General features: G+C 68.0%; 11 protein-coding genes. 4 read left to right on the forward strand and 7 right to left on the reverse strand.

Going from position 1 to position 13,870, the window contains the following annotated elements; translation table 11 throughout:
* Window positions 1-97: 97 nt before the first annotated feature.
* Window positions 98-1,081 carry an undecaprenyl-diphosphate phosphatase gene (locus U9978_RS08070; protein WP_322760437.1) on the reverse strand — a complete coding sequence of 328 codons (984 nt, stop codon included), beginning with the start codon at window positions 1,079-1,081 and terminating at the stop codon, window positions 98-100.
* A gap of 212 nt (window positions 1,082-1,293) precedes the next feature.
* On the opposite strand from U9978_RS08070, the gene U9978_RS08075 reads away from it, so the two are divergent.
* On the forward strand, window positions 1,294-1,728 hold the full coding sequence (locus tag U9978_RS08075; RefSeq protein WP_322760438.1) for a BlaI/MecI/CopY family transcriptional regulator: 435 nt from the start codon (window positions 1,294-1,296) through the stop codon (window positions 1,726-1,728).
* A 54-nt stretch (window positions 1,729-1,782) separates the two neighbouring features.
* Here U9978_RS08075 and U9978_RS08080 read toward each other — a convergent pair whose 3' ends face one another.
* The 5 genes from U9978_RS08080 to U9978_RS08100 form a co-directional block, all read right to left on the reverse strand.
* On the reverse strand, window positions 1,783-4,113 hold the full coding sequence (locus U9978_RS08080; protein WP_322760439.1) for a heavy metal translocating P-type ATPase: 2,331 nt from the start codon (window positions 4,111-4,113) through the stop codon (window positions 1,783-1,785).
* Between the two features lie 19 nt (window positions 4,114-4,132).
* A complete protein-coding gene (locus U9978_RS08085) occupies window positions 4,133-4,357 on the reverse strand; it encodes a heavy metal-associated domain-containing protein (RefSeq protein ID WP_322760440.1) in 225 nt (74 codons plus the stop codon).
* Between the two features lie 210 nt (window positions 4,358-4,567).
* Complete coding sequence (locus tag U9978_RS08090; protein ID WP_322760441.1) at window positions 4,568-4,858, reverse strand: metal-sensitive transcriptional regulator; 291 nt, start codon at window positions 4,856-4,858, stop codon at window positions 4,568-4,570.
* Between the two features lie 214 nt (window positions 4,859-5,072).
* Window positions 5,073-6,011 carry a hypothetical protein gene (locus U9978_RS08095; RefSeq protein WP_322760442.1) on the reverse strand — a complete coding sequence of 313 codons (939 nt, stop codon included), beginning with the start codon at window positions 6,009-6,011 and terminating at the stop codon, window positions 5,073-5,075.
* A gap of 92 nt (window positions 6,012-6,103) precedes the next feature.
* On the reverse strand, window positions 6,104-6,586 hold the full coding sequence (locus U9978_RS08100) for a hypothetical protein (protein WP_322760443.1): 483 nt from the start codon (window positions 6,584-6,586) through the stop codon (window positions 6,104-6,106).
* A 340-nt stretch (window positions 6,587-6,926) separates the two neighbouring features.
* On the opposite strand from U9978_RS08100, the gene U9978_RS08105 reads away from it, so the two are divergent.
* Window positions 6,927-7,976: a HoxN/HupN/NixA family nickel/cobalt transporter gene (locus tag U9978_RS08105; RefSeq protein ID WP_416210893.1), complete on the forward strand. Its 1,050-nt coding sequence runs from the start codon at window positions 6,927-6,929 to the stop codon at window positions 7,974-7,976.
* Between the two features lie 74 nt (window positions 7,977-8,050).
* Here the strand turns inward: U9978_RS08105 and U9978_RS08110 are convergent, their stop codons facing one another.
* On the reverse strand, window positions 8,051-10,099 hold the full coding sequence (locus U9978_RS08110) for a SpoIIE family protein phosphatase (protein ID WP_322760445.1): 2,049 nt from the start codon (window positions 10,097-10,099) through the stop codon (window positions 8,051-8,053).
* A 610-nt stretch (window positions 10,100-10,709) separates the two neighbouring features.
* Between U9978_RS08110 and U9978_RS08115 the strand changes: the two genes are divergently transcribed.
* Both U9978_RS08115 and U9978_RS08120 read left to right on the forward strand, forming a co-directional pair.
* Window positions 10,710-11,921, forward strand: coding sequence for a PucR family transcriptional regulator (locus U9978_RS08115; protein ID WP_322760446.1), 1,212 nt, complete (start codon window positions 10,710-10,712; stop codon window positions 11,919-11,921).
* Window positions 11,922-12,167: 246 nt separating this feature from the next.
* Entirely contained in the window at window positions 12,168-13,829 is a 1,662-nt protein-coding gene (locus tag U9978_RS08120; RefSeq protein ID WP_322760447.1) for a PfaD family polyunsaturated fatty acid/polyketide biosynthesis protein, read from the forward strand.
* The last annotated feature ends 41 nt before the right edge of the window (window positions 13,830-13,870 follow it).

Below are 13,870 nucleotides of genomic sequence, written 5' to 3' on the forward strand. Positions count from 1 at the left end.
GGGCGCTCTAAGCACCGACGGGATGGTTGGCGGCGGTCCCGATTTCCCGTTGAGGACTACGGCGTCGCATCACCGTCATGGGCGCTACCGGCAGCCGTCAGCTGCCGATGGTGAAACGCAGGGTGGCCAGTCCCCCGATGACCAGGCAGTACACGGCGAACGGAGTGAGGGTGCGGGTCTGGAAATAGTTGGTGAGGAAACGTACGGACAGGTAGGCGGCGGTGCCGGCGACCAGCATGCCGACGATGACCTGGCCGTGGATGTGGCTGCCGGCGTCACCTGCGAGGGCCGGGAGTTTCAGGACGCCGGCAGCGAGGATGACGGGGGTGGCGAGCAGGAAGGAGAACCGGGCGGCGTCCTCGTGGTCGAGGCCGCGCAGCAGCCCGCCGACCATGGTGATCCCGGACCGGGAGATGCCGGCGAACAGCGCCAGGGTCTGGAACAGGCCGATGACGCCGGCATCCCGGTAGGCGAGCCGGTCGAGGCTGCGGTGCTCGGCCACCACCAGGCCGTGGTGATCGGTGACGACGTCGCCGTCGCTGGCGCCGATGCCGTCGCTGGCGCCGATGCCGGCACGAGCGGTGGGTGCGGGATGTGCGTGGCGGGTTTCCGCGGCGCGACGCAGCCGTTCCCCTGCGAGCAGGATGACGCCGTTGAGGGTGAGGAAAAGCGCGGCGGCCAGCGGTTTGGCGAACACCGTCCGGAAGGTGTGTTCGAGGAGGATGCCGGTGAGTCCGACGGGGACCGTACCAATGATCAACAGCCAGGCCAGCCGCTCGTCCGAGGTTGTCACCGTCCGCGTGCGTACCGTGTTGACGAAGGCGCGAATGATGCGGGCCCAGTCGGACCGGAAGAAGATGAGCAACGCGACAGCGGTCGCGACGTGCAGCGCGACGATGAACGCCAGATAGGGCGACGTCTCACTGGTCGAGGACGCCGATTCGGTGACGAGGTGCTTCCAGCTTCCGCCGACCACCGCGGGAACCAGCACAGAATGCCCGAGGCTGGACACCGGGAACAGTTCAGTTACACCTTGCAATAGCCCGGTGACAATCGACTGGGTGTAGGTGAGGTCACTCACGGTTCTTCTCGTCTCCAAGCTACTGGACATGGACGGCCGGGTATGCGGGACGTGGCGCAGCCGTTACCACCGGTACGGTACTACAACGTTGTCGTATGCTACGACGAGACGTCGTGGCTAGCGGGCCAACAGGCGTGCGACGATCGTCAGATCGTGCGCCCGGAGGCCGCAGTCTCCGAAGCGCTGGCGGGATAGCGGGATGGCGGGGTTGCATGGGCGACCGGGTTGACAGTCGTCGGGTCCGCCGGGCGCGAGGCGCGCTGGAAAGCGAGGTACTGGCCGCGCTGTGGGCCGCGGACGAGCCGGTGACCCCGGCGGTGATCCAGCAGTCACTCGGCGGCGATCTCGCCTATACGACGGTGACGACGATCCTCGCCCGGTTGGCGGAGAAGGGTCTGGCGGAGCGGGTACCGACCGGCCGTGGCTACGCCTGGCGAGCGGTGGCCGCGCGGGAGGAACTCGCCGCCCGACAGATGAAAGCCCTCCTGACCCGAGGGGAGACCCCGACCGCGGTGCTGCAGCGGTTCGTCGAACAGCTCAGCCCCGCCGAAGGCGCGGTCCTGCAGACCCTGCTCGCCGCCCAGGCGGCACCCGCAACGAATCCGCCCGGGCCCGGCCCGCCCGACGACGGGCGAGGCAGGGAGTGACCGTGCGGATCAGCGTCTTCCCGGCTTTGGGCTGTCGCGGCCGACGGTGGCGCGCTACCGCGCCAGGAGATCGGGCATGCGGGTCGCGGCGCCGCCGATGGGCTGGAAGCGGCGTAGGCGCAGGCTGTTGGAGACGACGAACAGCGAACTCAGCGCCATCGCCGCGCCGGCGATCAGCGGGTTGAGCAGACCCGTGGCGGCGAGCGGCAGAGCGGCGATGTTGTAGGCGAACGCCCAGAACAGGTTGCCCTTGATGATGGCAAGGGTGCGCCGGGCCAAGAGGATGGCGTCCACGGCCGCGCACAGGTCCCCGCGGACCAGGGTGAGGTCGCAGGCTTCGATCGCGGCGTCAGTCCCGGTGCCCATGGCCAGGCCGAGGTCTGCTTGGGCGAGCGCGGCGGCGTCGTTGACGCCGTCGCCGACCATCGCGACGACCCGGCCCTGCGCCTGGAGCCGGGACACGACGTCGACCTTGTCCGTGGGGAGCACCTCGGCGATCACCTCGTCGATGCCGACCTGCGCGGCGACGGCGCGGGCGGCGCGGGTGTTGTCGCCGGTGAGCAACACCGGGGTCAGACCGAGGGTGCGCAGCCGATGGACGGCGTCGGCCGAGGTGGGCTTGACGGTGTCGGCGACGACGAGGACCGCGTGGGCGGCGCCGTCCCAGCCGACGAAGACCGGTGTCCGGCCGTCATGCTCGGCGGCCTGTTCGGCCAGATCGAGCTCGTCGGGGATGTGGACCGAGCGGTCGGTGAGCAGCCGGCGGCGGCCGGCGACGATCATGTGTCCGGCCACGACCGCCTGCACGCCGAGTCCGTCGACGCTGTGGAAATCCGTCGCGGCCGGCAGCGCCCCGATCCGTTCCCGTGCCCCGCGGGTGATTGCCCGGGCGATCGGATGCTCGGAGGCGTCCTCGACCGCGCCGACCAGCCGCAGCACCTCATCGGGGTCGGCGCCGTCGGCCGGCACAAGATCGAGCAGGCTCATCCGCCCGGTGGTCACCGTTCCGGTCTTGTCCAGGACGACGGTGTCCACCCGCCGGGTCGATTCCAGCACCTCCGGCCCCTTGATCAGAATTCCGAGCTGGGCGGCCCGGCCGCTGCCGACAAGCAGGGCGGTGGGTGTAGCAAGGCCGAGCGCACACGGGCAGGCCACGATCAGCACGGCGACGGCGGCCGTGAATGCGACCGTCGCCCCCTCACCGAGAGCAAGCCACACCGTGGCGGTGGCGACCGCAAGGACGATCACAACGGGGACGAACACCGCCGAGACCCGATCGGCGAGCCGCGCGATCGCGGCCTTGCCGCTCTGCGCCGCCACGACCAGCTTGGCCATCTGCGCAAGCTGGGTGTCGGCACCCACCCGGGTCGCCCGGACCACCAGCCTGCCACCGACGTTCAGCGTGGCGCCGGTGACCGGATGACCCACCGTGACCTCGACCGGTAGTGATTCACCGGTGATCATGCTCGCGTCGACCGCCGAGCTGCCTTCCTCGACCACCCCGTCAGTGGCGATCTTCTCCCCCGGCCGGACGACGAAGCACTCCCCCACGGCCAACTGCTCCACGGGTATCCGCTGCTCCCGGCCGTCTCGCAGGACCGCGACGTCCTTGGCACCGAGCTCCAGCAACGCCCGCAGCGCGGCGCCGGCGCGGCGTTTGGCCCGCGCCTCGAAATAGCGACCGGCTAGGATGAACGTCGTCACTACCGCGGCGACCTCAAGGTAAATGCTGTCCGCGGCGCTGTCCCGGGTGGCGAGAAGCGTGAAGGGCATCGTCATGCCCCGCTCGCCGGCGTGGCCGAGGAACAGGGCGTACAGCGACCAGCCGAACGCCGCAAGCGTGCCGATCGAGATCAGCGTGTCCATGGTCGCCGCGCCGTGCCGCAGGTTCGTCCCCGCCGCACGGTGGAACGGGAATCCACCCCACACCACGACCGGCGCGGCCAGCGTCAACGACAGCCACTGCCAGTTGTCGAACTGCAACGCGGGCACCATCGCCAGCAGTAGCACCGGCAGGCTCAGCACCGCGGCGACGACCAGCCGGGTACGCAACGGACCGTTCTGATCCGTCGGCGCCGCCCCGCCGGTCTCGCCGCCGGGGCTCGCCCCAGCCCCATACCCGGCCGGCCGCTCCCGCCGCGGCTGGGGCACGAAGGCCCGGTAGCCCGCCTTCTCCACCTCGGCGATCAGGTCGGCTGCGGTGAGCCGGCCGGGGTAGACGACATGCGCCTGCTCGGTGGCGTAGTTGACCGCAGCGCTCACATCGTCAAGCCTGTTCAGCCGCTTCTCGATGCGCGCCGCGCAGGACGCGCAGGTCATCCCCTGGATCGACAGGTCGATGGCACCGCCGCCGACAGGCCGCGCGCCATCCACAGTCGCGCTCATCAGCCATCTCCCGTCGCTTTCAGTGATCTTTCGACATCTCGTCGGCCAGTGCGTAGCCGGCCTCATCCACGGCGGTGCGAACCGCCGCCTCGTCGAGCGGCTGTTCGCTGGTCACGGTCACCGCGCCAGCGGAAAGATCGACGGAAACGTCGCTGACACCCGTAAGGCGGCCGATCTCGCTGCGCACCGCGCTGACGCAGTGCGCACAGGTCATGCCGACAACGGCGTATGTGCTTGTGATCATAGTCCGTTCCCTGTGTTCGTCGTGGCGGTTCATCGCCGATACCGACTTAGAGCGCCCGGCAATAGGGGCGTGGATCAAGGAGCGGAGCTGGGGTGCGTGCATCGCGAGGCGGCGGAGTGAGACACCCTGGTATTGGGTGTCGACCGACGACAACGTGGCGAGGTGCGCGCCCCAGCCCCGCGACGCCGCGTCCCCTATTGCCGGTCGCTCTTAGGACCGGACCAGGCGGGCGATCGCCTCCGAGGCCTCCCGTACCTTGCGGTCGGCATCCTCCCCGCCGGCCGCCGCGGCCCGCACGACACAGTGCGTCAGGTGCTCATCAAGGAGGCCCAGCGCGACCGACTGTAGCGCCTTCGTCGCCGCCGACACCTGGGTCAGGATGTCGATGCAGTACTCCTCCTGCTCGACCATCCGCTGCAGCCCCCGGATCTGGCCTTCGATGCGGCGTAACCGCTTGAGGTGATCGTCCTTGTTGCCGATGTAGCCGTGGCCCATGCCCATCCACCCCCCACCACCCCATCTGGGTATGCCATACCCGAACGGTATACCGGTAGGGGGTACCGGTCAAGAATCGGCCAGCAGAAGCGTCGCCGAGGCTGTGCTGGGCCGCCGGCCGGGCGTCCACCTGCACGAAGCCGCCGCGCTGCCGGCCGCCCATCCAGGCTGCGGGAGCCGGACCCGCCCCACAGCGGGCCCGGCTCCCATGAGGTGACGGTCAGCCGACGGGCAGGGTCACCACGGCGGTGTGCAGCACCCCCGCGGTCTGGAACTGCACGAACACCCGCCAGTTGCCGGCTTTCGCCATCATCGCCTCGAAGGACAGCACCGGACCGCCACCCGCAGCGCTAGTCGCGCCCACCGGGTGCAGGTGAGCAAAAGCGAGGTCGCCTTCGTGGAAGGCACTCAGGTGCGCGTAGGTGTCCAGGTAGGGCTGCAGGTCGGTGACGGGCGTGCCGTCCTTGGACACCGTGACCGTCACGCTGTGCGCCGCTGCGGCCATCACCTCACCAGCCAGGGTCAGGGTGTAGCCGTCGACCTGTGTCGTGGTCGATGCGGGCGGCAGCGGCGTGAGCGCGGACCTACCGGCAACGGTGACCGGCTGGCTGAGGACCAACGGCAGGTCCTGCCCCGAGCTGTTCGTGGTGATGAACGAGGCGTAGACCCGGTACGAGCCCGGCTGCACCGCCTCAAGCGGCACCGTCCAGGTTCCGTCGCCGGCCATGGTCGGGTGCACGTGCTGGAAGCCGGTGAGATCGGACCGAATCAGATAGAGGTGCATCAACCTGCTCTGGTCCGGCTTGAAAGCGGTGACCGATGCACCGGTTCCGCCCACGATCTGGAACCGGAACGAGGTCGGCGCATCGGCCGGCAGCGAGGACACCGCCGGGACGAACCGGAATCCGGACGCCTCGGCGGCCAGCCCGTCCCCGACCGGTCGTTCCTCCATGCCTGCCATCCCAGCGTGCCCCGATGCAGGGGGCGCCATCATCGTGGGCATCATGGTGGGCGCCATCATGGTGTGTTCCATCGTCGGCGTGGTTGTGGAACCACCGCCGCAGGCGGTGACCGTCAGGCCGACGGCAACGGTCACACCGGCCGCCACGAGCACGGACCGGACATGGGCATGTGAACGCGACAAAATCGACATCGACATCGAGAATCTTCCCGGACGGCACGCGACGCTCGCGTGCGGGTGGATGGACACGTCAGCCGACCCGAGCCCTCGCTCCGGTCAGCGACGCCCTGTCACGTCCGGGACACGCACAACCTCACCAGCAGACACGCACCCGCCGGCGGTGGGGCGCGACACCCATGACCCGCACGGTCGCCGTGGGCGCTCCATGGCCAGGCGGGCAGCGCCCACGCGACCATGCCGACGCCGAGCAGAAGCGCCAACAGCCAGGCCAGCCCCGGCCGGGGAGGTGACGACACGCACAACGCGCCATGGCCGCCGCCATCGCCTCTGACCATGGCTGTCACGTGCGACGCCGCCGTCACCGGGGACACCACCTGGCCGGCGGCCGGGAGGTACATCGCCATCTGCGCCATCGGGGAGGCATCGTGGCCAGTGGCCGAACCGTGCACCGCCATCGGCGGCCCCGCCGCGCCGGCACCGCCTGGGCATCCCTGCCCGGCCAGCACGCCGTGCATGACGAACAACCCGGCCAGCACCACGGATGCCAGCACCAACCGGACGGTCGCCCGCGCCGGTGCGGTCCTGCTGCCCACGGGGCTCCCTTCCCGATCGGAACCGACAACCCGGGCCGCGCAAGCGGTGGATCAGCGTGGCGCGGCGACTGTCTGACATCGTAGTCGATCTACGTGTGTCCTGCTGCTACCCCGCTCTCCACCGAGTCGTAGGCATGGACCGGCTCAGCAACAGCCTGCTCGCATGCTCAGTGCCGGCGACGCCCGCTTATTGCGAATTTCTTGCATCTGAGAAGACTGTGCGCCTAGGTTGTGTCGTCGCCCCGCCGATGAAAGCAGGTCGCTCATGACCACGCGCTCGCTCTCCACGGCCCCCCCGGCCGGCTCGACCCCATCCCGGTGGCAACGCGTACGCGGATCCATGACCCACCGCGAATGGAGACGTACGGCCGGTATGGTCGGGTTCATCCTGGCTCTGCACGTGATCGGCTGGTTCGTCCTCGTCGCGATCGTCGCGCCGGAGCACTACAGCCTGGGGACCAAGACCTTCGGCGTCGGTATCGGGGTGACCGCCTACACCCTGGGGATGCGCCACGCCTTCGACGCCGACCACATCTCGGCCATCGACAACACGACCCGCAAGCTCATGAACGACGGCCAGCGACCGCTGTCGGTCGGCTTCTGGTTCTCCCTCGGCCACTCCACCATCGTCTTCGCGCTGGCGTTCCTGCTCTCACTGGGCGTCAGAAGCCTGGCTGGTCCGGTGCATGACGAGAACTCCGAGCTGCACAACGTCACCGGCCTGATCGGCACCACCGTCTCCGGCATATTTCTCTATATCATCGCGATCATCAATATTGTTATCCTTGCCGGGATCTGGCGTGTCTTCCGGCAGCTGCGGACCGGCGCCTTCGACGAGGAAGCGCTGGAGGAGCAGCTGAACAACCGCGGCTTCATGAACCGTCTACTGGGCCGGTTGATGAAATCGATCACCAAACCCTGGCAGATGTACCCGTTGGGTGTGCTGTTCGGCCTCGGTTTCGACACCGCCACCGAGATCGCCCTGCTGGTACTCGCCGGCTCCGGCGCCGCTTCCGGCCTGCCGTGGTACGCGATCCTGTGCCTTCCCGTCCTGTTTGCCGCGGGAATGAGCCTGCTCGACACCATCGACGGCTCGTTTATGAATTTCGCCTACGGCTGGGCATTCTCGAAGCCGGTTCGCAAAGTTTACTACAACCTCACCATCACCGCACTGTCGGTGGCTGTCGCCGTCATCATCGGCACCATCGAACTCCTCGGGCTCCTCGCCGAGAAACTCTCGCTACACGGTGTGTTCTGGGACTGGATCGACGGTCTGGACCTGAACATCGTCGGTTTCGTCATCGTGGGTATGTTCTTCGCCACCTGGGCCATCGCTCTGGCTGTCTGGAAAATCGGCCGTATCGAGGAGAGATGGACGGCCGACAGCTGATCGCCGCCAACGAGCACGGGTCGATCCCGGCGGGCCGGGTTGCACGACCAGCCGGCGACCGTCCGTCCCCGGAGTCAGCCGGGTTCGCCGAAATCGAGCTGGAACCAGACGGTTTTGCCGGTGCGGGTGGGTCTGGCGCCCCAGTTGGTGGCCAGTTCGGCGACGAGCTGCAGGCCGCGACCGCCTTCGTCGTCAGCGGTGGGGTGCAGGATGCGGGGGACGCGGCTGTCGTCGTCGGAAACCTCGACATAGAGGGCGTCACGACCCTGGCGAATGGCGAGTTCGAATGGGGTGGCGGCGTAGCGGATGGCGTTAGTGACCAGTTCACTGACGAGAAGTTCAGTGATGTCGAGAAGTTCCGGGAGTTTCCAGTCGGTAAGACTGGTGGTGGCGGCACTACGGGCGATCTTGGCGGCGCGGGGTTCCGGGGTGAGGATGAGAGTGTTGGTATAGGCGGTCGTCGAGACGGTGGCGTGGACGAGCAGGAGCGCGACGTCGTCGTCGTAGCCGTCGGCGCGGTCGAGGAATGTCACAAGCCGGTCAGCGGTGGCGTGAAGGGTACCAGGCCGGGCGAGGGCACGTAACAGGTGTCCGGTTCCTTGGTCTATGTCGATGGTGGCGGATTCGACGAGTCCGTCGGTGAACAGAGCGAGGGTAGAGCCTACGGGGAAGCGGTAGCTGGTTTCGGCGACGGTCTGACGGCCGACGCCGAGGATGATGTCGTGGGTGTCCCCACCGCCGTCGAGGAGGTGGACCTGGCCGTCGGGGTCGCGCATGACAGGGGGTAAGTGGCCGGCGTTGGCCACGGTGATGCTGGCGGTGGCGGGTTCCCAGATGGCGTAGATCGCGCTGACGAGCGTGCCGTCGGGTCCGGCGCCGATCGCGCGGACAAGATCTTCAAGGTTGGTGAGTACGTCGGCGGCGGTCAGGTCGAGGGCTGCGAAAGCGCGGACGGCGGCACGGACCTGGCCCATGGCGGCGGCCGCGGCCAGGCCGCGGCCCATGACGTCGCCGATCACGAGGGCGACCCGCCCTGCGGAGAGAGGGATGACGTCGAACCAGTCGCCGCCGACCTCGGTACCGGCGGTTCCGGGTTCATAACGCCAGGCAACGTCCAGACCTTCAACGGTGGGTATGTCGCCGGGCAGCACGCTGCGTTGCAGGGTGATCGCGGCGGCGCGTTGCCGGGCGTAGGCGCGGGCGTTGGCGATCGCGGACGCGATCCGGCTCCCCAGCTCGCCGGCGGTCCGCGCGTCCGCGTCGGTGTAGGTCCGCCCGGAAGGACCCAGGCCGAAGTGGACGACACCGTGGAACTCACCCCCTGCCACCAGCGGCACCGCCAGGCCGGAGCGGATACCGAAATGCCGGCGATAGTTCTCCGTGCCGGCGATCGCAATGCGGTTGACCATTTCCTCGTCGAACACCACATGGACGGGTCGCCCCAGCGTGAGCGCGAGGTGGCCGGGAGTACCAGGCCGTATCTCGAGAAGGCGTCCGGCGGTGGCGTCGGCTCCAGGCAGGGGCGGAGTCCCAGGCAGGTGCGCCCAGACTACTCTGCGCATCAGCAGCCGGTCCGGCCTCGCGTCGGGGTCCATCGGCTCGTCGGTCAGCAGGACCACGCACTCGTCGGTGAACTCCGGGACGACGAGCTCGACCAGCCCCTGCAGGGTCGCAGCCAGGTCCAGCGAAGCTCCGACCAGCCCGCTTGCCCGGCTGAGCAGCCGCAGCCGCCGCTCCACCGCATCACGTTCGGCTTCTGCCCTGCGCTGGTCGGTGACATCCACCACCGCCTGACCTACCGCGACCGTTGCACCGCTCCAGTCCTGGAGCGGGTAACAGGAGACACGGTGGATGCGTTCCTCGGGCCAGCTGAGCCTGGTCACGCCGATGATCTCCACATCGAGGCTCGCCTGCCCGGTCGCCAGTACGTGGCGGGCCATGTCCCATGCGGCGGACGCCGCCTCGGGCATCACCTCGGGTGCGGGCCTGCCCACAAGCTCCTCGGTGGTCAGCCCACTCAGCGCGAGCATCGCCTGGTTGACCCGAAGGACCCTCAGCTCGTGGTCGAAGACCGCCAGGGCGATCGGGACAACCTCGAACAGCTGACCGGCCAAAGCCGACACAGCCAGCTTCCCCGATCCCGCCGTGATGCGCGGTCTCGGGGGACCCGACTGGCTGTTCATGGACGTGTTGTACCCCGAAGCCGTGGCGTCGCATCCATGTGCTCGTGCACGTCCCGTACTCGTCGGCACCAAACATCCAGGTGAGCGCTGCGCCGAGGCCGGACCATGTCCCATAGCACCTCGTCGGTGACCTACCGTGCGTCACCTACCGTTCGGGATGTCGACGGGGTCCCGGTCGCCGGTCGAACTCCGGCTCGGGGACGCCGGTAGGCCATCGGGGTATTACGCGTATGAATGTTGCGTTACTAGCGGCCGGCTGTTAGAAATGAGCTCTTCGGTGAACAACCTGGCATCTCGGACAAGCCGGGACGATAGATGACCACGAGTCGCCTCGCAGACACTCGACAGCCATCGGCATCAGATCCCGATACCGGGAGGCCCAGTGATCATCAATGTCACGGATGGCGAAAACGGCGGGAGCGCCGTCCCCTCGGAGCGTGAACACTTACAAAAAAATCAACACAGGGTAACCGCCGTCGCACCCTGGCTGCGTGAGCATGAGGCTTGCAGCATACCGGGTGGCCGCCTTTCAAACTGTTCGAACGCAATCGTGCCGGAGGCTATCGACGGCGTCAGTCCGGATGCACCGGCATGGGCCGCTGAGGCAGCCAGATCGGCAACCATGCAGGCACTGGACGAACGCCTCGACGCGGGCAGCCGTCCCACCGCTGTGGACGCGGTTCGGCACGTGGTCGAGGTGTATGCCCTCGCCATACTCCGTGGTCGGTACCGGGAAGTACCGCCGAAGCCGATCGAATTGCCCACCGAGACCCTACACTCCATTCGCTACGCGGTCCACCAGAATATTCCGCTGTATATTTTTCTGCGCGCGGTGTGGATCGCTCACAGCTGCACTATCGAGCGTTTACTCGACGGCGCCGAAACCGAAGGCGCCAACCGCCGCATGACTCCCCGAAGCCGCCAGTCGACGGAACGCATCGCTGTCTACACCGACAGGTTCAGCACCAGAATTACTCAGGTTTACGTGGCATCGGAAGAGGAGCGAAAGACAGGTGGCCTTGCCGCTTCCCGCGCACGGATGGTGAAGGATGTTCTCGTCGGGCATCCGGTTGATCGGGCCGACGCCGAGTGGATACTGGGGCTCGACCTGGCCGACCATCATCTGTCGGCGGTGCTCTGGGCCTCGCCCGACAGCGGGGTTTCGACCGATCGGTTGGACCGGTTCGCCGCGGAATTGGCGTGCGCGCTGGGTGCACGGCGATCGCTGATCATGTCTGCCGGTCCACTCAAATCATGGATGTGGATCAGTTGGCCCAGGCCACCGGAGGCAGGGCTCGCCATGCGAGCGCGCGCAGCGTTGTCACCGCCTGTAGGGGTGCGCGCGAGCATCGGCCCGGTGGCGTCGGGTATCGCCGGCCTGCGGCGCAGCCATCTCAGCGCGCAGGCGGCCGAGAGGCTCGCCGGCGACCTGGCTACCTCGTGGCTCTGCGAATACGCTGACGTCGCCGTCGTATCGCTGGTCACCCATGATGCCCAACAGGCACAGTGGTTCGTTGAGGAGACCCTCGGCGACCTGGGTCAGCCCGGATGCCGGTTCGCGGAACTGCGCGAGACGCTGCGGGTCTACCTGTCATTCGAGCGGAGCCGGGTCCGCGCGGCCGAGAGCCTGCACGTGGCACGCAACACCGTCGCCTACCGGGTGGAGAAGGCGATGAAGCTGCTGGGGCGGCCGATCACAGGTGATCCTCTCAAGATTCGGCTCGCACTGGAAGTCGCCCGCATCCTCCCCCCCGCGCCGTGATCGTGTCCGGGCCGGCGACTGCGGTCGCGCGCCCGTCTGCTCCCGGCTTGATGCACCAGGGCACCGCCACGCATATTGGCTTCCCGGCCCAATGTGTCTGCCTGCTGCCGGTAGTAGAAAAGGGTCCACGGTGCGCCCATTGCACGGCGGTCCCGTCAACGGCTTCACCGCCAACCTGTGAGTTGCGGCCCGAGCGACGCACCCGATCGGGGTAGTCGGTGCACGCGCCAACGAAGGAGCGAGGACATGTTCGGGGAAGCAGCTGCGATCCGCAACGGCGAGACGACCTTCGCTCTTCGTCACACGACCCCCGCCGGGAACGGTTCCCTCGACTGGTCTCCGCTCTTCTCCGTCAGCTCGCTTTCCCACGCGGCGCAACGGATCCGAGAGTCGGTACACGTCGTTCTCGATAATTCCTCGAAGTGCGTCGGCCTGGCATTCGGCGGCGAGACCGGCCGAGCGCGGATCACCGACCACGAAGCATTCGAACTCCTGGGCACGCTGCCGCCCCTCTACCCCGAATGGCTGGGCGACCGTTCCTTTTCCGCCAGGCACGGTACGCGATTTCCCTATGTGGCCGGCGAGATGGCGAACGGCATCGCGACGACGCGGCTGGTGGTCGCGCTGGCAGAGGCCGACCTACTGGGCTTCTTCGGGGCAGCCGGCCTCGAGACGCACCGGGTCGAGCGGGGGGTCGCGGAGCTGGTCGGAAAGCTGGGCAGCCGCCGCAACTGGGGGGTCAACCTCATCCATTCACCGAATGCGCCGCGGCAGGAGGACAGCGTCGCCGACATTCTGCTCACCCGCGGTGTACCCAATGTCTCGGCATCGGCTTTCATGGCACTCACCCCCGCAGTTGTGCGGTGTTCCGCATCGGGGCTCACGACCGACCGACAGGGGAGAATACTGCGGCGTACCGGGCTCTTTGCCAAGGTCTCCCATCCGGGGGTGGCCGAGCAGTTCATGTCCCCAGCACCACCGGAGATCCTCAGGACGCTGGTCGACCGGCAGTTGATTACCGCCCGGGAGGCGGAGCTGGCGGCGCGCGTGCCGGTCGCCGAGGACGTCACGGTCGAGGCGGACAGCGGCGGCCATACCGACAACCGTCCGCTGGCCGTCGTACTGCCCGTGGTGCTGGCGTTGCGTGACATGCTCACCACACGCTTCGGTTATGCCGAACCGATCCGGGTGGGCGCAGCCGGCGGGCTGGGGACCCCGGAGGCGGTGGCCGCTGCGTTCGCCCTGGGTGCGGCCTATGTGGTCACCGGCTCGATCAACCAGGTGGCGCTGGAGGCCGGGCTCTCCCAAGACGCCAAGACACTCCTCGGGCAGGCCGATATCGCCGACGTGGCCATGGCTTCGTCCGCGGACATGTTCGAGCTCGGCGTGAAGGTGCAGGTCCTGCGCCGGGGAACGATGTTCGCGAACCGGGCAAACCGGCTGTACGAGGCCTACCGGTCCTACGACGCTCTGGAGGCGATCCCAGCCCACGAGCGGACCAGGATCGAGCGGGACGTGCTGCACGACACGTTCGAGGCGTCGTGGGCGCGGACCGTCACGTATTGGCGCGGCCGAGATCCGGCGGAACTCGACCGCGCGGAGCAGGACCCCAAGCATCGCATGGCGCTGGTCTTCCGCTCCTATCTCGGCCAGTCCAGCCGTTGGGCGGTCACCGGCGAGACCAGCCGACGTACCGACTACCAGATCTGGTGTGGACCGGCGATGGGCGCGTTCAACCGATGGACCCAAGGCGGATTCCTGGCTCTACCCGAGAACCGGACGGTGGTCCAGATCGCGCGCAACCTTCTTGAAGGCGCGGCGGTGGCAACCCGAATTCACCAACTCCGCAGTTACGGCGTTCCGATCCCGGCGACTGCCTTCGGGTTCCGGCCCCGCCAGCTGTCCTGACCCGTCTGTCGCTGGAAGGCCGCACCACCTTACGAACGGGA

This window comes from Protofrankia sp. Cr2, from assembly GCF_963555885.1.
Lineage (GTDB): Bacteria > Actinomycetota > Actinomycetes > Frankiales > Frankiaceae > Protofrankia.

Coding starts and splice junctions, on each gene's coding strand:
- U9978_RS08075 (WP_322760438.1), top strand. CDS start 1,294: ATGGGCGACCGGGTTGACAGTCGTCGGGTCCGCCGGGCGCGAGGCGCG.
- U9978_RS08080 (WP_322760439.1), bottom strand. CDS start 4,113: ATGAGCGCGACTGTGGATGGCGCGCGGCCTGTCGGCGGCGGTGCCATC.
- U9978_RS08085 (WP_322760440.1), bottom strand. CDS start 4,357: ATGATCACAAGCACATACGCCGTTGTCGGCATGACCTGTGCGCACTGC.
- U9978_RS08090 (WP_322760441.1), bottom strand. CDS start 4,858: ATGGGCATGGGCCACGGCTACATCGGCAACAAGGACGATCACCTCAAG.
- U9978_RS08095 (WP_322760442.1), bottom strand. CDS start 6,011: ATGTCGATGTCGATTTTGTCGCGTTCACATGCCCATGTCCGGTCCGTG.
- U9978_RS08105 (WP_416210893.1), top strand. CDS start 6,927: ATGACCCACCGCGAATGGAGACGTACGGCCGGTATGGTCGGGTTCATC.
- U9978_RS08120 (WP_322760447.1), top strand. CDS start 12,168: ATGTTCGGGGAAGCAGCTGCGATCCGCAACGGCGAGACGACCTTCGCT.